The organism is Clostridium estertheticum (assembly GCF_026650985.1).
GTDB classification, from domain to species: Bacteria; Bacillota; Clostridia; order Clostridiales; family Clostridiaceae; genus Clostridium_AD; species Clostridium_AD estertheticum_C.
This window is the reverse complement of sequence record NZ_CP086239.1, coordinates 4,291,525-4,307,197: the sequence shown is the minus strand read 5'-3', so window position 1 is coordinate 4,307,197 and position 15,673 is coordinate 4,291,525. Positions and strand designations below refer to the sequence as shown.

Below are 15,673 nucleotides of genomic sequence, written 5' to 3'. Positions count from 1 at the left end.
ATATATCTCCAAAATATTTTACTAACTATATATGTTATCTTATTGTTTTATTCGTTTTCTAAGTAGTTCATAACTTTGATGGTACTTAAAATTTTATAAATTTTTCTCTATTACTTTCTTAAGCTCAGCTTTTGGTCTAAATCCTACTAATGTTTCTTTAACAGAATCCTTATTAAATACCATAACTGTTGGAATACTTGAAATTTTGTATGTTGATGCTGTTATAGGACTTTCATCCACATTTATTTTAGCAAATTTAACGTTTTTCCCCATCTCATTTGCTAATTCTTCAATTACTGGACTTAACATTTTACAAGGTCCACACCAAGGTGCCCAAAAATCAACTACAACTATGTTATCTGAATTTCCTATTTCTTCATTAAAATTTATATCATTAACTTCTTTAATCATATTATTACCTCCATTTATTATACCCCGCTAGGGTATCTTTATATTGTTATTATTGTATACCTTATAATGTTACTAGTCAATAATATTGCAAATTGACCTCTTCTATATTGATATTTTCAAAATGTGTAACAGGGTTGTGAAATTTGTGTTACATATTTTAAAATTAGTATACCCAAAGTAAAACTTAAAGATGTCTATTACACCTTTGATATGTTATTTATTTTTATATACCTAATATTTTGTTTACTATCGAGTTCTTATATAAAGAATTCGGAAATTGTTCCACTAATTTTTCTGCATAAAGTTTTGCTTTATTTGGATCTACATCTTTATTTATTAAAACTAAATTATATAAGACTTCCTCGGTGTAACTTCCACTGGGAAATTGTTTTAAAATAAGCTCATAGTATTTAACAGCATTTTGGAAGTCAGAACTAGCTTTATAACTTACTGCTAACATGTAAACGATATGTTCATGTAAATAATTACCTTCAGAATATGGTAATGCGTATAAAAAATACTTTTGAGCTTTAGTATACTCTTTATCATTTATATAACCTACACCTTTATTATAAAAGTATAATACTCCATCGCTTTTTATAATTTCTTCACCTTTTACCGTAAGTAACTTATCATTCATCTCTAAATCAGCTTTGTTCCATCTATTAACATATGAAACTATTTGCTCCATATTGTTATTCTTTATGCTTACCTTAAATTGTTCTCGTGGAAATTCTTGAATTTTTTGTACTTTATTCCCTACCGTTTTTGTACCCGATTTATCTAAATTAGTATTCTTTTTAATTGCTACTAATTTGTTTTTTCCTACTTTCTCTGAGCTTTTAGTCTCATCCTTATCATTTCCCTTTATTATTGATATTCCACTTTGTAATTTTTGTGCACCCATTATTGAAATATGTTTTATATTGTAAATATTTTTTTCACCTATAAATATCACAGTTATAATTAATAATATACTCACAGTAACTACACCTATTTTTACATGATTTATTTTTCTCTTTAAGCTTCCATATTTTATTAATGTTTCCTTATTAATACTCGCCTCGGCATTCTTCTTATCTACTTTTATAACCTCATTTATATATTGTAATGCTTTATCATATTCACCTTGCTTTATATAACAAAGACTTATGTTGTTATTCACATTTATAGAATTAAAGTCACTATCTTGGCACTGTTTTAAAGTTTCTAAGGCCTCACATATGTTTAATTGCTTTATTAACTCCAATGCATTTATATATAATTGTAATCTTTTCTTATCTCTCAAACTATCGGATAGATATTTCTTTGATACTTTATCATTATTTCTTTTATAATTGATATCCCACATTTTCTTAGCATTTTCTAAATCACCTTTTAGATAATATAAAATACCCTTTAAATTTAGAGCAGCAGCATTTGTACTCTTTAAAGAAATACTTTTTTCACAAAGGTCTAACGCCTTGTCTATATAGCCATCATTGTACTTATTCATTGCTTTTACATATATTTTCCCTGATTTATCCATAACTTCACCTTTTATTTCATATATTTATGATTACACCAATTATATCATAGGATTTGTTTTTTTTAATATAATCATCCATAATAAAAAAATGTAATTTAAATTCATAACCTTGTAGCAAAATTTTAAATTACTCATATTATGATATGGATCAATAAAGAAAAGGAAGTTCTATGCATAAAAAAAACCTTATTAATCTTTTTATAATTTTACTACTTACAACTTGCTACTGGTCATATTCTAATTATGTATCATCTTCAACAAATTCACCATACATCGCGCCTACTTCAAAAATAGATTTTATAAATTTTCCCACTAAAAATAACGTATATAAGATCTATCCCCTAAAAAAAGAACTATTATCGCAATATCCCCTTAATATTACCACAATTAGTAATGTACTTAAAATTGGTAGTCGTGGTGCTGCTGTAAAGTATATACAAAATAGACTAGTTGATTATGGATATAATATAGCCACTGATGGTTTGTATACAGCCCCTACTTATGATGCAATATTAAATTTTCAGTATCGCTGCAGGTTAGAGTTTGACGGTGAAGTTGGTATGCAAACTTTAGTAAAACTAAACATACCTCCTGTCGATAATATAGAATTTAATACTAAGCCAGTCTCATTAACTAACAGCAAAAATACAACCTCTAATATATCCTTAAATAATTATAAATCTATTACGGAACTTACATCATCAATAAATTCTTCAAAGGTTTTTAGCGCAACAAACTATCATATTGATGTAGATTTACCAAATCAGAGAGTTAATATTTTTATAAAATCTAATAATAAATGGGTTTTAGATAAATCATTTTTATGTTCCTCTGGAGCATCAAGTACCCCCACTATAACCGGCAACTTTACAATTAGCGATAAAGGACCTATGTTTAGAGCAGGATCAAACATTATCTGCAATTACTATACACGCATTTCCGGCAACTATTTGTTCCATACAGTACTACTTGATAACAACAAAAATATAATAGATGGCAGACTTGGAAATCCACTATCCCATGGATGCATAAGGCTTGCTATTGATGATGCTAAATATATCTATACCTCTATACCCTACGGCACAAGTATATCCATCAATTAGAAGATGCCCCCAATCTATAACTTCATTTTAACACTAATTAATTCATATCTAATGTTATTCAAAAAATACAAACTAAAAAGACATATTGTTTTAATAATATATCTCTTTAGTTTGCAATTAAAAGAATTCTAAACATGCCCCAATATAATTGTTTATTCCTGTAAATTACCTTTATAAAATTCGCATATTGATTTACTTATTGATCCTGCAATTTTTCCTTGATACTCATCAGACTTCAATTTTTGTTCTTCCTCATAATTTGATAAGAATCCACATTCCACTATGACACTCGGCATAACATCATTCTCCCTTAGTATCTTATAAGAACTTTTAGCAGCTTTAGGTACTCTTTTATTATTAGAATCTAAATCTACCTTGAAATTTTTCTGAATTACACTCGCCAATATAGAACTATCTTTATAATTTGAATACCATACTTGTGCTCCATAATATTTACTCTCCGTAAAGTAATTCAAATGAATGCTAACAAACATATCACAATTACTGGACTTTTTTAAATCACACCTCTTTTTTAAATCTTCACGATACTTCTCTCTTATAGTCCCCTTATTTGAATAAAGTCCTGTATCATCCTCTCTTGTCATAACTACCTCATATCCTGCCTTTTGCAAACTAGCTTTAAGTTTTGTTGCTATAATTAAATTGATGTTTTTTTCTACAGTCCCATCCTTAGAGCTAGTTCCACCATCCATTCCCCCATGACCAGAATCAATAAGTATTTTTTTATTACCTAGTTGATTAGAATTCATAGTTTCCTTCGCAATACCTATATTTATACCTATAAAACTTACCATTCCTATAGCAATTACCATGACAATAGCTATCATTTTATTATTTCTGTACTTCAATTCACCCATCCTTTTATTTATTGCTATGTGTAATTTTATTCAACAGTTCCTTATTTTATTATTATTTAAGTGCTCAAAAAAGAATAAATACACCACTCTAATTTTATTACATATTATATAACATAATATATTATTTAAAGAGGTGATTTAATGTATAATCTTAAGCCTAAAACATTTGATTTTGAATCAGTCCAAGGAATTTCTAAAAAACAACTAGATGAACATTATAAATTGTATACAGGTTATGTAACCAAATTAAATGAAATTTGGAATACTCCATACACACCTGATAATTATGCTGATAGCAACCCCACTTATTCTAAAATGCGTTCTTTAAAACGAGGCGAAACATACTCACTGAACGGTGTAAAACTCCATAACCTTTATTTTGAAAATATGACCGGAGGCAATAACACACCCTATGGTCCAATATTTAATGCTATAATAAATCAATATTTATCCTATGACAATTTTATTTCTTACCTTACAAATGTAGGCTTATCAATGAGGGGTTGGGCAGTACTTACCCTTGATCTACTTGATAACAGTTTGCACATAGTTGGAAGCGATTCACACGATGATGGTGCAGTATGGCTTTCTTGTCCAATACTCATAATGGATGTTTACGAGCATGCATACTTTATGGATTTTGGAACAAATAGAAAAAAATACATTTCTACATTTATTGAGAATATAAATTGGAATGTTTTAAATGAAAGATTCGAGAAATATATTTCTCCCCTTAAGTCTATGGATATAATGTCAAAGAATATTACAAAAAACAGATATTGTCCTTATTCTTACTAAAATAATCTCCAAATATCTACTAATTATTTGTTAGTTACGTTTCAATTTTTTTATGTATTCTTAAAAAGAAAAACCCTGCAAACATAAATGTTTGAAGGGTTTTTAACTTTGCTATTATTATCTCTTTGAGAATTGAGATGCTCTTCTTGCTTTTTTAAGACCGTATTTCTTTCTTTCTGTCATTCTAGGATCTCTTGTTAAGAATCCTGCTTTTTTAAGTTCTGGTCTTAAAGTTAGATCAGCTTTTAATAAAGATCTAGAAATACCATGTCTTATTGCTCCAGCTTGACCTGTATATCCGCCACCATTAACATTAACTAAAACATCAAATTTATCTTTAGTTCCAGTTAATACTAACGGCTGGTTAACTATAAGAATTAAAGTTTCTAATCCAAAATAGTTTTCTATAGCTCTTTTATTTATAATAATTTTACCTTCTCCAGGTACAAGTCTTACTCTAGCAACTGATGTCTTTCTTCTTCCTGTTCCTATATATTGAACCTTTGCCATTATATATCCTCCCTTCGAATCTAATTAGTATTTAAGTACTAGTACTTCTGGGTTTTGTGCTTCATTCTTATGTTCTGGTCCTCTGTAAACGATCATTTTTTTAAGTGTTTGACGACCTAATGGTCCCGTTGGAAGCATTCTTCTAACTGCCTCTTCAAAAATGAACTCAGGCTTTTTAGCTAATGCTACTCTATATGGAACTTCTTTTAATCCACCTGGATAATGAGAGTGATGTCTTAACATTTTTTGGTCTAATTTCTTACCAGTTAAAACTATCTTATCTGCATTTATTACAATTACAAAGTCACCTGTATCTACATGTGGCGTAAATGTTGGTTTATGTTTTCCTCTTAGTATTGCAGCTATTTGACTTGCTGCCCTTCCTAAAACTTTTCCTTCTACATCTACAACGAACCATTTTCTTTCTACTTCTAGTGGTTTTGCTAAGTATGATTTCATTATTTTCCCTCCCTGAACTTTTAACAATTAAAACTCTATGCTAAAGATCCGGGGCTAGTGGATCTTATACACGATATTTTATACAAACATTAATAAGTATAATACATTCTACCGGGTGTGTCAATGCTTTTACATAAGCATGTTACAATTTTATTACTTTTATTTTAATAAAAAACTTCTTCTAAACATAATCCATTCGCCGGAACAGATTTTCCAGCCTTTGATCTCTGTTTCGACTCAATTATATCTTTAATCTCGCTTGGTTTTATTTTCTCTTCCCCAACTCTAATTAATGCTCCAACTATTATTCTAACCATATTGTATAAAAATCCATCAGCTGCAATATATATTTTTATAAGCCCTTCATTCTTTACAATATCTAGCCTAGAAATAGTTCTTACTGAAGTTTTCGCAGAACTACCTAAATTTTTGAAAGCAGAAAAATCATGAGTACCCATAAAATACTGGGCACCTATTTGCATAGCCTCTACATCTAATATTTGCTTATGATGGTATATGTAATCACGCCCTACTGCAACAGCTTGTCGTCTGTTAATTATAGTATAACTATACATCTTCCCTATACTGTTATACCTTGAATGAAACTCATATGGAACCTCAAAAGAATGTAAAATCACAATGTCTCTTGGGAGCTTACTATTAATAGCTCCTGTAAATTTTTCTATACCTATTTTGCTATTAGTATAAAAGTTACCGGTATAGCCCTTTGCATGAACTCCAGCATCAGTTCTGCTAGATCCTGTAATCTGAGTTTTTTCGCCCGTAAGTTCCTCGATAGCACTCTCAACTTTTTCTTGAATAGTCATAACATTATTTTGTCTTTGCCATCCTGAGTAGTTTGTTCCATCATATTCTATAATAATCTTGATGTTTCTCACTGTATCATCCCCCTTTTTACTTATAGCTAGGATTTAATAACCCTTTGCAATTTAGGAGAATATTATGTTCTACTAACAATAGTAATTACAAACAGCAGTATAAAAGAACAACTTGCAATATAATCTCTTCTAGTTATTTTTAGTTGTTTCATTCTAGTTCTTCCTTCTCCACCCTTATAACATCTAGATTCCATAGCCATCGCTAATTCATCTGCTCGCCTAAAAGAACTTATAAATAAAGGTACTAGAATAGGAATTAAACTTTTAGCTCTACTTATTAAATTACCAGATTCGAAATCAGCACCTCGGGCCATTTGTGCTTTCATGATTTTATCGGTCTCATCCATCAACGTCGGAATAAATCTTAATGCTATAGTCATCATCATTGCCAACTCATGAGCTGGCACTCCTATTTTTTTAAATGGATTAAGGAGGCTCTCTATACCATCAGTTAATTCTATAGGTGATGTTGTAAGTGTTAGTATTGATGTTCCCATAATTAAAAACACTAGTCTAATAATCATAAACGCGGCAATAATTAAACCTTCTTTATAAATTTTTATAAAATGCCATTGAATAAGTGGAAGACTTCCATTCCCACCAGTCATAAAAATATTTAATACTGCCGTAATAAGTAATAAAATTAAGATTGGCTTTAATCCGCTATAAATGTACTTTAAAGATAGCTTTGCTATTAGTATTGTGGCTAATATAAATATAAATACATATAAGTAGCCTTCAAAATTATTTACCAGAAATAAGTCAATAATAAATAATATAGATATTAATATCTTAAATCTTGGGTCTAACTTATGTATAAAAGAATCCCCTGGTATATATTGTCCTATTGTAATATCTTTGATCATACAAATTCCTCCAAAACGCTATAAAAAGCACATATTACTGTTTTAAATATGATGTCTTAGTCAAGCAAAAGAGTCATACTAATCTTTTTTGAGTATCTTAAACAACTCTTGTTTTGCTTTTTCTATGGTGAATATATCTTGTGATAAATCAAATCCCTGATTACGAAGTTCCCTGATTAAATATGTTACCTGTGGTACTGCAAGACCAACACTTTCTAAAGTATCTATCTCTCTAAAAACTTTCTCAGGAGTTCCATCTAAGATACATTTTCCTTTATCCATTACTAAAACTCTATTTGCAACTTTAGCTACATCTTCCATACTATGCGATACTAAAATTATAGTCATATTGTTTGCTTTATAAAGCTCAACAATCTTATTTAAGATGTCATCTCTTCCTTTTGGATCAAGTCCTGCAGTAGGTTCATCTAAGATTAATACCTTTGGTTCCATAGCCACTACTCCCGCAATAGCTACTCTTCTCTTTTGCCCACCACTTATCTCAAAAGGTGATTTATCTTTATATTCTTCATAACCAAGTCCAACAATTTTCATAGCTCTTTGAACTCTTCTATTTATTTCATCATTATCTAAACCTAAATTTCGAGGTCCAAATGAAATGTCTTTTTCAATAGTTTCTTCAAAAAGTTGATATTCAGGATATTGAAATACTAGCCCAACTTTTTTTCTTATACTTGTTAATTTCATTTTTTTCTTTGTTATATCAATATCATCTACTAAAATCGTACCTGAAGTTGGTTTTAGTAACCCATTTATATGTTGAATTAGTGTCGATTTACCTGAGCCGGTATGTCCAATGAGTGCCACAAATTCGCCTTGCTTTATTTCTATAGATACATTATCTATAGCTTTTTTTTCAAAAGGAGTTTTTGGCATATATATATATGTTAAATTTTCTATTTTAATTGACATAATGCATTCACCATCTCATTTATAGTTAGTATATCAGATCCTATATTAATGCCCTTCTGTCTAAGTTCGTATGCAAGTTCTGTTACCTGCGGAACATCTAGGCCTATTTCCTTCATAATAGCTACATTTTTAAATATTTCTTTTGGTTTTCCGTTCATTACAATCTTACCACTATCCATAACTACTATTCTATCCGCTTCTACTGCTTCTTCCATATTATGAGTTATTAGAATGATTGTTATCCCGTAATTTTTGTTTATTTTTTTTATAGTGCTCATAACTTCTTTTCTTCCATACGGATCAAGCATAGCTGTTGGTTCATCGAAAACAATGCATTTGGGCATCATAGCAAGAATACCTGCAATCGCTACTCTTTGTTTTTGACCACCTGAAAGCAAATGTGGAGCATGTTTTCTATATTCGTACATATGTACACTTTTTAATGCATCATCCACTCTTTTCCTAATTTCCTTAGGGTCTAATCCTAAGTTCTCTGGACCAAAGGCTACATCTTCTTCTACTATAGTTGCAACAATTTGATTATCCGGATTTTGAAACACCATACCAGCTACATTTCTAATGTTCCATAGATTAGCTTCTACAGATGTTTGTAATCCATCCACATAAATTTCCCCGTCTGTTGGTATTAGTAGTGCATTTATATGTTTAGCAAAAGTTGATTTTCCTGAGCCATTATGCCCTAGTACTACTAAAAATTCACCCTTATTAACCTGTAGATCTATTCCATCTATAGCCACCTTAGGTTCTTCACCTTCACTTTGCGGGTACTTATAAACAAGTTTATTACATATAACCATTTTTTCACCCATAAGTGTCACTCCCAACGTTTATAAATATGATAAAATTAAAAATCTACTAAATTAGTTAATCACAACTTCAGTAGAAATTTTTTTCAAAATCAATTAAATATTAATAATAAAATGGGGATTAAGTTTGTTCCCACTTAATCCCCTTTGCTTAAACTATACTAATTCTATTATACTCATTTCTGCTGCGTCGCCTCTTCTTGGACCCATTTTCATAATTCTAGTATATCCGCCGTTTCTCTCAGCGTATTTGGGTGCAATATTATCAAATAACTCTTTAACTACGCTTTCTTCAGTAATGAATGCAAGTGCTTGTCTTCTAGCATGAAGATCTCCTCTTTTTCCAAGAGTTATCATTCTTTCAGCAAATTTTCTAGTTTCTTTTGCTCTAGTTACTGTAGTTTCAATTTTACCATACTTCAACAAATTAGTTGCAAGACTTCTAAACATTGCAATTCTTTGATCAGTTGAACGGCCTAATTTACGGTACATTGCCATGTATTTCCCTCCTTACTCTTCAGTTAGTTTCAAGTTCAAACTCAAAGCTTGAAGTTTCTGTTCAACTTCTTCAAGTGATTTCTTACCCAAATTTCTAACCTTCATCATATCATCCATTGATCTTTCTGTTAATTCTTGAACTGTATTAATTCCAGCTCTTTTCAAGCAATTATAGCTTCTAACTGAAAGATCTAATTCTTCAATAGTCATTTCAAGAACTTTTTCTTTCTTATCTTCTTCTTTTTCAACCATTATTTCAACATTATCAGCATGATCTGTTAATGTCATAAATAATTTAAAGTGTTCGATAAGAATTTTAGCTGATAAACCAATAGCCTCATCTGGTCTAATTGTACCATTAGTCCAAATTTCAATTGTCAATTTATCATAATCAGTGATTTGGCCTACTCTTGTGTTTTCAACAGCAAAATTTACTCTTTTAACTGGAGTATAAATTGAATCTACTGGTATCGTAGCTATTGGCAATTCATCTGTCTTGTTTTTAGCCATAGACACATATCCTCTACCTTTATTAACAGTTAGTTCCATATATAATTTAGCATCGTCATCCAATGTTGCTATATGTAAATCACTATTAACTACCACTACATCTCCATCAGTGCTAATGTCTGCTCCAGTAACTACTCCGGGTCCTTTAGCGTCAATATAAACTGTTCTAGGACCTTCACCCTCCATTGTAAGTGCTAAGCTTTTGATGTTTAGAATTAACTCTGTAACATCTTCTTTAACACCTTTAACAGTGGAAAATTCGTGAAGTACTGTATCAATCTTAACCGCTGTTGTAGCAACTCCAGGTAAAGAAGAAAGAAGAATTCTTCTTAATGCATTACCTAAAGTTATACCATAACCTCTTTCCAATGGTTCAATTATAAATTTACCATAAGAACCATCTTCAGCTGTTTCTACACATTCTATTTTTGGCTTTTCTATTTCCAACATATAAACCCTCCCTTTTTTAATTGGCAACCTATTATGAGGGCAACTGATTCTATATTGATGACTATTTACTGTATAATTCGACGATTAACGTTTCATTAACAGGAACATCTATATCTTCCCTAGTTGGTTGTGCTAAAACTTTTCCTTCAAACTTTTCTAAGTTAGCTTCTAACCAATTTGGTAAAGTTTTAGGGTTTTCAAGGAAAACCTTAAACTTCTCAGTAGCTCTGCTTTTTTCACATGCAGACACTACTTCATTTGCTGTTAAACTGTAAGAAGGAATATCTACCTTTTTACCATTAACTAAGAAATGTCCGTGAGTAACTAGTTGCCTAGCTTCTTGTCTTGAATTACCATAACCCAATCTATAAACTACGTTATCAAGTCTAACTTCTAGGAGTCTTAATAGGTTCTCACCTGTTATTCCTCTTAACTTGTCAGCCTTTTCATAGTATCTTCTAAATTGACTCTCAAGTACTCCGTATATTCTCTTAGCTTTTTGTTTTTCTCTTAACTGTAATCCGTAATTGGACATTTTTTTCTTGCTTTGTCCATGTTGTCCTGGTGCATAGCCTCTTCTGGCAAATGCACATTTATCTGTAAAGCATCTATCACCCTTAAGGTTGAGCTTCATACCTTCTCTTCTGCAAAGTCTACAAGTAGCTCCAGTATATCTTGCCATTCAAATTACACCTCCTGTTTTTATAAACTATAAATCAAACTCTTCTTCTCTTTGGTGGTCTACATCCATTATGAGGAATTGGAGTAACGTCTTTGATTAATGTAATTTCTAATCCAGCCGCTTGAAGTGACCTAATTGCCGCTTCTCTACCTGCTCCTGGTCCTTTAACAAATACGTCAACACTCTTTAGTCCGTGCTCCATAGCTGCTTTTGTAGCAGCTTCTGCTGCCATTTGAGCTGCGAATGGAGTACTCTTTCTAGATCCTCTAAAACCTAATCCACCTGCACTAGACCAAGATAAAGCATTACCAGCTGCATCTGTAAGTGTAACGATGGAATTATTGAAAGTAGACTTTATGTGTGCACAACCGTGCTCAACATTTTTTCTTTCTTTTTTTCTTCTACTTCTTTTAACTTTCTGAGCCATGTTATTCCCTCCTTACTATTTCTTCTTACCCGCCATTGTTTTCTTAGGGCCTTTTCTTGTTCTTGCATTAGTTTTAGTTTTTTGTCCTCTTACTGGAAGACCTTTTCTATGTCTTATGCCTCTATAACATCCAACTTCCATTAACCTTTTTATATCTAGTGCAACTCTTCTTCTTAAGTCACCCTCAATTATAAAATTCTTTTGAATGTATGTTCTTAACTCATTAACTTCTTCTTCTGTTAAGTCCTTAACTCTTGTATCAGGATTTATCCCAACAGTTTTAATAATACCTTGTGATTTTGTTAAGCCTATACCAAATATATATGTTAAACCTATTTCAACTCTTTTTTCTCTTGGTAGGTCAATACCTGCTATTCTTGCCATTTACTGTTTACACCTCCCACGTAATTGTTGTTATAATTTTATCACATCTATATCTTTTAAACGATGTAATAACGATTTATTATTATTAATATTAACTATACATTTACTACGTATGTTAATACTTTTTATAAATAAAACCGATCAACCTTGTTTTTGTTTATGCTTAGGATTTTCACAGATAACCATTACTCTTCCTTTTCTCTTAATAACCTTACATTTTTCACACATAGGTTTAACTGATGGTCTTACTTTCATAGCTAACCCTCCTTATTACTTGTCTCTCCAAGTTATTCTCCCACGTGTCAAATCATATGGGGAAAGTTCTACCGTAACCTTGTCTCCTGGTAATATTCTTATGAAATTCATTCTTAATTTACCCGAGATATGAGCTAATATTTTATGCCCACTCTCCAATTCAACTTGAAATATCGCATTGGGCAAAGTTTCTACTACCACACCTTGCATTTCTATTATATCATCTTTTGACATAAGGTAATCAAACCTCCTTACCAATATCTGCAGACTGCAAAAATATTTTAATTTTAGAATTAGTAACCTCTTTTTTAGATAAAATTATATCTCTAATTTCTTCAGCTACAGTGCCTGTAAAATTTAGATGTTTAATCTTCTTCTTTTTAGGTTTCTCGATCCTTCTTAACTCTCCGTCAGAAATATACACATATTCATTACTTAGTATACCTACAACAATAAATGTTTTGTGCATATCCCTGCCTGCTTTAGAATGTACCACCTTACCTATAAGGCTATTTTTCTCCAAATCATTCACCTCAATTAGTTCAATGTTAATATTTCAGGAATACAATCTATGCTAATTATGTCTCCTTCAAGTAAAACCCGGTTAGATGGAATTCCATGAACCACTTCATCATTAACAGATGTACATATGAACGCTGGAAATCCACAATAACCCTTAAAAGATGGTTTAGCACCCTGTTTTATTATGAACTCTTCAGCTAATTTATTTAGTTCTGCAGTGGTTATTTCAGGTTTTATTACCTCTTCAATTATTGCAAGAGCTTCTACAACCACTTTACCCGCATCTCTCATAAATTAAATTTCCACATCATTTTTAATGTTTATCATTTTTTTATCTCAGCTAAGATACTACAGATGCTGTCAAATACACTATTAATTTCTTGTGTCCCATCAACTTCTGATAATAAGTTTTTGTCACCGTAATACTTTATCAATGGTTGTGTTTGAGCTTCATATATGTCAATCCGTTCATTAACGGTTACTTCAGTGTCATCAGCTCTTTGAACAAGATCACTTCCACATAAATCACACTTACCATCTACTTTCGATGGATTAAATGTAATATGATAACTAGCACCACAGGCAAGGCAAACTCTACGACCAGTCATTCTATCTAGAATGAATTCTCTAGGAACCTTTATTAATAATGCTGTATCAAGGTGAATATCTTTTTCATCCAATAAAGTTTTTAAAGCTTCACCTTGATTAACAGTTCTAGGATAGCCATCTAATAAAAATCCATTAACGCAATCTTCATTATCTAACCTATCTTTTATTATATCTATAGTCAATTTATCAGGAACTAAATGCCCCTTATCAATATGTCTCTTAGCTTCAATTCCAAGAGGGGTTTTTTCTGAAATATTTTTTCTGAATATATCCCCTGTTGATATATGTGGTATTGAGAACTTATTACTAATTGATTTAGCTTGAGTTCCTTTTCCAGCTCCCGGAGGACCTAATAAGATTATTCTCATAGTATCATCTCCTGGTATTATTTTATTTAAGAAATCCTTTGTAATGACGCATTACCAATTGTGATTCAAGTTGTCTCAACGTTTCAATACCAACATTAACCATAATTAATAACATTGTACCTCCAAAGTATATTCCCTTGAATTGAGTAAAGCCTTCTGTAATAATAGGAAATAATGCTATAACACCTGCAAAAATTCCTCCAAGGATTGAAATCTTAGTAAGTACACTATCGATATATGTTGCTGTATTCTCACCCGGTCTAATACCTGGTATGAAACCTGATGATTTATGCATATTTTCTGCCATTTCATCTGGTTTAAATGTTACCTGAGTATAAAACCATGTAAAAAATACTATTAATACAAAATACACCACTGCATATTTCCAAGTATTTGCTTCAAATATGCTCCAACGACTTCCTGTGATGAATTTTGCAATTGAAGATGTCGGTTTTAGCTGTGCTATTGTTGCTGGAAATGTCATTACTGACATTGCAAAGATTATACCGATAACTCCAGATGCATTTACACCAATTGGAATATGTGTTGATTGCCCTTTGAAAACCTTGTTTCCAACAGCTTTACCTGCATATTGAACCGGAATTCTTCTTTCACTTAAACTTGCTATTACTACTGCAACTAATAATGCCACAGCAATTACAACAAACAATATAACCCCTACGAAACTTACAGTGCCGGCCTTTTGAAGTCCAGCGATTTTATATGCAAGTGCAGGTAGCCCAGATATAATATTAATAAATATTATCAATGAAACACCATTACCAATACCTTTACCTGTGATTTGTTCACCTATCCACACCAAAAACGTTGATGCAGTAGTCATCGTTAGTACCACTAAAAATATGGTTAAACTAGATGTATTTGAAAATGCTCCAGTCCCTGCAATAATTGCATACATACCAAAAGATTGTAAAACCCCTAGTACTATTGAAGCATATCTAGTATAATCTTGTATTTTCTTACGCCCTTCAAGCCCTTCCTTAGAAAGTTGCTCTAGGTATGGAATTGCAATTACTAGTAATTGCATTATAATAGATGCATTTATGTATGGACCAACACCCATCGCGAAAATACTAAATTTACCAAATGCACCACCCGAAAGCATATCGTAAAAACTAAATAATGTTCCTCCATTACTAGTTAAACTTGCTAACTTGCTAGCATCTACACCCGGAACAGGAATGAAAATACCTACCCGTATAATTACAACCATAAGTAGCGTAAATATCATACGTTTTTTTAAATCAGGAATTTTCCAGGCATTACGTATGGTTGATAGCATTTATATCACCTCAACTTTTCCCCCAGCTGCTGTAATTTTTTCAGCTGCTGCTTTCGAGAGTTTAGATACTTTTACAGTTAAATTCTTTTCTAAATTACCATTACCAAGTATTTTAACTCCGTCGTGTATCTTTCTTACGATTCTTTTCTCTACTAACAATTCCTGTGTAACTTCAGTACCATCTTCGAATACATTAAGCCTATCTACATTTATACAAGAGTATTGTTTTGCAAAAATATTTGTAAAACCTCTTTTAGGTAATCTCCTATATAAAGGCATTTGGCCTCCTTCGAATCCTGGTCTTGTTCCACCACCAGATCTAGAGTTCTGTCCATCTTGACCTCTTCCCGCAGTTTTTCCCCAACCTGAAGCAGTACCTCTACCGATTCTCTTTGGAGATTTTTTTGAACCTTCCGCAGGTTTTAACTCATGAAGTTTCATGTCAACACCTCC

Annotated in this window: 22 protein-coding genes and 1 pseudogene; 2 read left to right on the top strand and 21 right to left on the bottom strand. The window is 31.5% G+C overall.

Features of this window, described 5'->3' with window-relative positions:
- Positions 1–93: 93 nt before the first annotated feature.
- The gene (gene trxA / locus LL038_RS20790; RefSeq protein ID WP_216125709.1) at positions 94–411 is read right to left on the bottom strand and encodes a thioredoxin; all 318 of its coding nucleotides are present in this window, start codon (positions 409–411) and stop codon (positions 94–96) included.
- A gap of 223 nt (positions 412–634) precedes the next feature.
- Positions 635–1,939 (bottom strand): tetratricopeptide repeat protein, encoded by a 1,305-nt coding sequence (locus tag LL038_RS20785; protein ID WP_216125706.1) that lies wholly within the window; start codon positions 1,937–1,939, stop codon positions 635–637.
- 170 nt (positions 1,940–2,109) lie between these two features.
- On the opposite strand from LL038_RS20785, the gene LL038_RS20780 reads away from it, so the two are divergent.
- The gene (locus LL038_RS20780) at positions 2,110–3,042 is read left to right on the top strand and encodes a L,D-transpeptidase family protein (RefSeq protein ID WP_216125704.1); all 933 of its coding nucleotides are present in this window, start codon (positions 2,110–2,112) and stop codon (positions 3,040–3,042) included.
- Between the two features lie 152 nt (positions 3,043–3,194).
- On the opposite strand, the gene cwlD is transcribed toward LL038_RS20780, so the two are convergent.
- Positions 3,195–3,911, bottom strand: a complete 717-nt coding sequence (gene cwlD, locus LL038_RS20775) for an N-acetylmuramoyl-L-alanine amidase CwlD (protein WP_375293034.1) — start codon at positions 3,909–3,911, stop codon at positions 3,195–3,197.
- Positions 3,912–4,061: 150 nt separating this feature from the next.
- Between cwlD and LL038_RS20770 the strand changes: the two genes are divergently transcribed.
- Positions 4,062–4,718 carry a superoxide dismutase gene (locus LL038_RS20770; RefSeq protein ID WP_216125702.1) on the top strand — a complete coding sequence of 219 codons (657 nt, stop codon included), beginning with the start codon at positions 4,062–4,064 and terminating at the stop codon, positions 4,716–4,718.
- A gap of 117 nt (positions 4,719–4,835) precedes the next feature.
- On the opposite strand, the gene rpsI is transcribed toward LL038_RS20770, so the two are convergent.
- From rpsI to rplO, 18 genes and pseudogenes are all read right to left on the bottom strand, one after another.
- The gene (gene rpsI, locus LL038_RS20765; protein ID WP_071614599.1) at positions 4,836–5,228 is read right to left on the bottom strand and encodes a 30S ribosomal protein S9; all 393 of its coding nucleotides are present in this window, start codon (positions 5,226–5,228) and stop codon (positions 4,836–4,838) included.
- Positions 5,229–5,252: 24 nt separating this feature from the next.
- Positions 5,253–5,687 carry a 50S ribosomal protein L13 gene (gene rplM / locus LL038_RS20760; protein WP_071614600.1) on the bottom strand — a complete coding sequence of 145 codons (435 nt, stop codon included), beginning with the start codon at positions 5,685–5,687 and terminating at the stop codon, positions 5,253–5,255.
- 164 nt (positions 5,688–5,851) lie between these two features.
- Positions 5,852–6,586, bottom strand: a complete 735-nt coding sequence (gene truA / locus LL038_RS20755; protein WP_216125700.1) for a tRNA pseudouridine(38-40) synthase TruA — start codon at positions 6,584–6,586, stop codon at positions 5,852–5,854.
- Between the two features lie 62 nt (positions 6,587–6,648).
- On the bottom strand, positions 6,649–7,452 hold the full coding sequence (locus tag LL038_RS20750; protein ID WP_216125698.1) for an energy-coupling factor transporter transmembrane component T family protein: 804 nt from the start codon (positions 7,450–7,452) through the stop codon (positions 6,649–6,651).
- A gap of 78 nt (positions 7,453–7,530) precedes the next feature.
- Positions 7,531–8,385 (bottom strand): energy-coupling factor transporter ATPase, encoded by an 855-nt coding sequence (locus LL038_RS20745; RefSeq protein WP_216125696.1) that lies wholly within the window; start codon positions 8,383–8,385, stop codon positions 7,531–7,533.
- Complete coding sequence (locus LL038_RS20740) at positions 8,370–9,215, bottom strand: energy-coupling factor transporter ATPase (protein WP_216125694.1); 846 nt, start codon at positions 9,213–9,215, stop codon at positions 8,370–8,372. Before LL038_RS20740 ends, LL038_RS20745 begins: the two co-directional genes overlap by 16 nt.
- 153 nt (positions 9,216–9,368) lie before the next feature.
- Positions 9,369–9,710, bottom strand: coding sequence for a 50S ribosomal protein L17 (gene rplQ, locus LL038_RS20735; RefSeq protein WP_216125692.1), 342 nt, complete (start codon positions 9,708–9,710; stop codon positions 9,369–9,371).
- 12 nt (positions 9,711–9,722) lie between these two features.
- Positions 9,723–10,670 (bottom strand): DNA-directed RNA polymerase subunit alpha, encoded by a 948-nt coding sequence (locus LL038_RS20730; RefSeq protein WP_071614606.1) that lies wholly within the window; start codon positions 10,668–10,670, stop codon positions 9,723–9,725.
- A 61-nt stretch (positions 10,671–10,731) separates the two neighbouring features.
- Positions 10,732–11,352, bottom strand: a complete 621-nt coding sequence (gene rpsD / locus LL038_RS20725; protein WP_216125690.1) for a 30S ribosomal protein S4 — start codon at positions 11,350–11,352, stop codon at positions 10,732–10,734.
- A 34-nt stretch (positions 11,353–11,386) separates the two neighbouring features.
- The gene (rpsK, locus tag LL038_RS20720; RefSeq protein ID WP_076605254.1) at positions 11,387–11,779 is read right to left on the bottom strand and encodes a 30S ribosomal protein S11; all 393 of its coding nucleotides are present in this window, start codon (positions 11,777–11,779) and stop codon (positions 11,387–11,389) included.
- A 15-nt stretch (positions 11,780–11,794) separates the two neighbouring features.
- Complete coding sequence (gene rpsM / locus LL038_RS20715; RefSeq protein WP_076605255.1) at positions 11,795–12,163, bottom strand: 30S ribosomal protein S13; 369 nt, start codon at positions 12,161–12,163, stop codon at positions 11,795–11,797.
- 141 nt (positions 12,164–12,304) lie between these two features.
- Complete coding sequence (gene rpmJ, locus LL038_RS20710) at positions 12,305–12,418, bottom strand: 50S ribosomal protein L36 (RefSeq protein WP_021122033.1); 114 nt, start codon at positions 12,416–12,418, stop codon at positions 12,305–12,307.
- A 15-nt stretch (positions 12,419–12,433) separates the two neighbouring features.
- On the bottom strand, positions 12,434–12,652 hold the full coding sequence (infA, locus tag LL038_RS20705) for a translation initiation factor IF-1 (RefSeq protein ID WP_071614608.1): 219 nt from the start codon (positions 12,650–12,652) through the stop codon (positions 12,434–12,436).
- A 7-nt stretch (positions 12,653–12,659) separates the two neighbouring features.
- Positions 12,660–12,950 carry a KOW domain-containing RNA-binding protein gene (locus tag LL038_RS20700; protein WP_309245103.1) on the bottom strand — a complete coding sequence of 97 codons (291 nt, stop codon included), beginning with the start codon at positions 12,948–12,950 and terminating at the stop codon, positions 12,660–12,662.
- A gap of 32 nt (positions 12,951–12,982) precedes the next feature.
- Positions 12,983–13,231, bottom strand: a pseudogene (locus tag LL038_RS20695) (M24 family metallopeptidase); the annotation flags it as partial.
- Positions 13,232–13,263: 32 nt separating this feature from the next.
- Entirely contained in the window at positions 13,264–13,917 is a 654-nt protein-coding gene (locus LL038_RS20690) for an adenylate kinase (RefSeq protein ID WP_216125686.1), read from the bottom strand.
- A 22-nt stretch (positions 13,918–13,939) separates the two neighbouring features.
- Positions 13,940–15,220 carry a preprotein translocase subunit SecY gene (gene secY, locus LL038_RS20685; RefSeq protein ID WP_216125685.1) on the bottom strand — a complete coding sequence of 427 codons (1,281 nt, stop codon included), beginning with the start codon at positions 15,218–15,220 and terminating at the stop codon, positions 13,940–13,942.
- Positions 15,221–15,661, bottom strand: a complete 441-nt coding sequence (rplO, locus tag LL038_RS20680; RefSeq protein ID WP_071614613.1) for a 50S ribosomal protein L15 — start codon at positions 15,659–15,661, stop codon at positions 15,221–15,223.
- Positions 15,662–15,673 lie beyond the last annotated feature (12 nt).

Coding starts and splice junctions, on each gene's coding strand:
- trxA (WP_216125709.1), bottom strand. CDS start 411: ATGATTAAAGAAGTTAATGATATAAATTTTAATGAAGAAATAGGAAAT.
- rplM (WP_071614600.1), bottom strand. CDS start 5,687: ATGAAATCATACTTAGCAAAACCACTAGAAGTAGAAAGAAAATGGTTC.
- rpsD (WP_216125690.1), bottom strand. CDS start 11,352: ATGGCAAGATATACTGGAGCTACTTGTAGACTTTGCAGAAGAGAAGGT.
- LL038_RS20780 (WP_216125704.1), top strand. CDS start 2,110: ATGCATAAAAAAAACCTTATTAATCTTTTTATAATTTTACTACTTACA.
- LL038_RS20785 (WP_216125706.1), bottom strand. CDS start 1,939: ATGGATAAATCAGGGAAAATATATGTAAAAGCAATGAATAAGTACAAT.
- infA (WP_071614608.1), bottom strand. CDS start 12,652: ATGTCAAAAGATGATATAATAGAAATGCAAGGTGTGGTAGTAGAAACT.
- rpsK (WP_076605254.1), bottom strand. CDS start 11,779: ATGGCTCAGAAAGTTAAAAGAAGTAGAAGAAAAAAAGAAAGAAAAAAT.
- rpsM (WP_076605255.1), bottom strand. CDS start 12,163: ATGGCAAGAATAGCAGGTATTGACCTACCAAGAGAAAAAAGAGTTGAA.
- LL038_RS20750 (WP_216125698.1), bottom strand. CDS start 7,452: ATGATCAAAGATATTACAATAGGACAATATATACCAGGGGATTCTTTT.
- rpmJ (WP_021122033.1), bottom strand. CDS start 12,418: ATGAAAGTAAGACCATCAGTTAAACCTATGTGTGAAAAATGTAAGGTT.
- secY (WP_216125685.1), bottom strand. CDS start 15,220: ATGCTATCAACCATACGTAATGCCTGGAAAATTCCTGATTTAAAAAAA.
- LL038_RS20730 (WP_071614606.1), bottom strand. CDS start 10,670: ATGTTGGAAATAGAAAAGCCAAAAATAGAATGTGTAGAAACAGCTGAA.
- LL038_RS20745 (WP_216125696.1), bottom strand. CDS start 8,385: ATGTCAATTAAAATAGAAAATTTAACATATATATATATGCCAAAAACT.
- rpsI (WP_071614599.1), bottom strand. CDS start 5,228: ATGGCAAAGGTTCAATATATAGGAACAGGAAGAAGAAAGACATCAGTT.
- LL038_RS20690 (WP_216125686.1), bottom strand. CDS start 13,917: ATGAGAATAATCTTATTAGGTCCTCCGGGAGCTGGAAAAGGAACTCAA.
- LL038_RS20740 (WP_216125694.1), bottom strand. CDS start 9,215: ATGGGTGAAAAAATGGTTATATGTAATAAACTTGTTTATAAGTACCCG.
- LL038_RS20770 (WP_216125702.1), top strand. CDS start 4,062: ATGTATAATCTTAAGCCTAAAACATTTGATTTTGAATCAGTCCAAGGA.
- rplO (WP_071614613.1), bottom strand. CDS start 15,661: ATGAAACTTCATGAGTTAAAACCTGCGGAAGGTTCAAAAAAATCTCCA.
- rplQ (WP_216125692.1), bottom strand. CDS start 9,710: ATGGCAATGTACCGTAAATTAGGCCGTTCAACTGATCAAAGAATTGCA.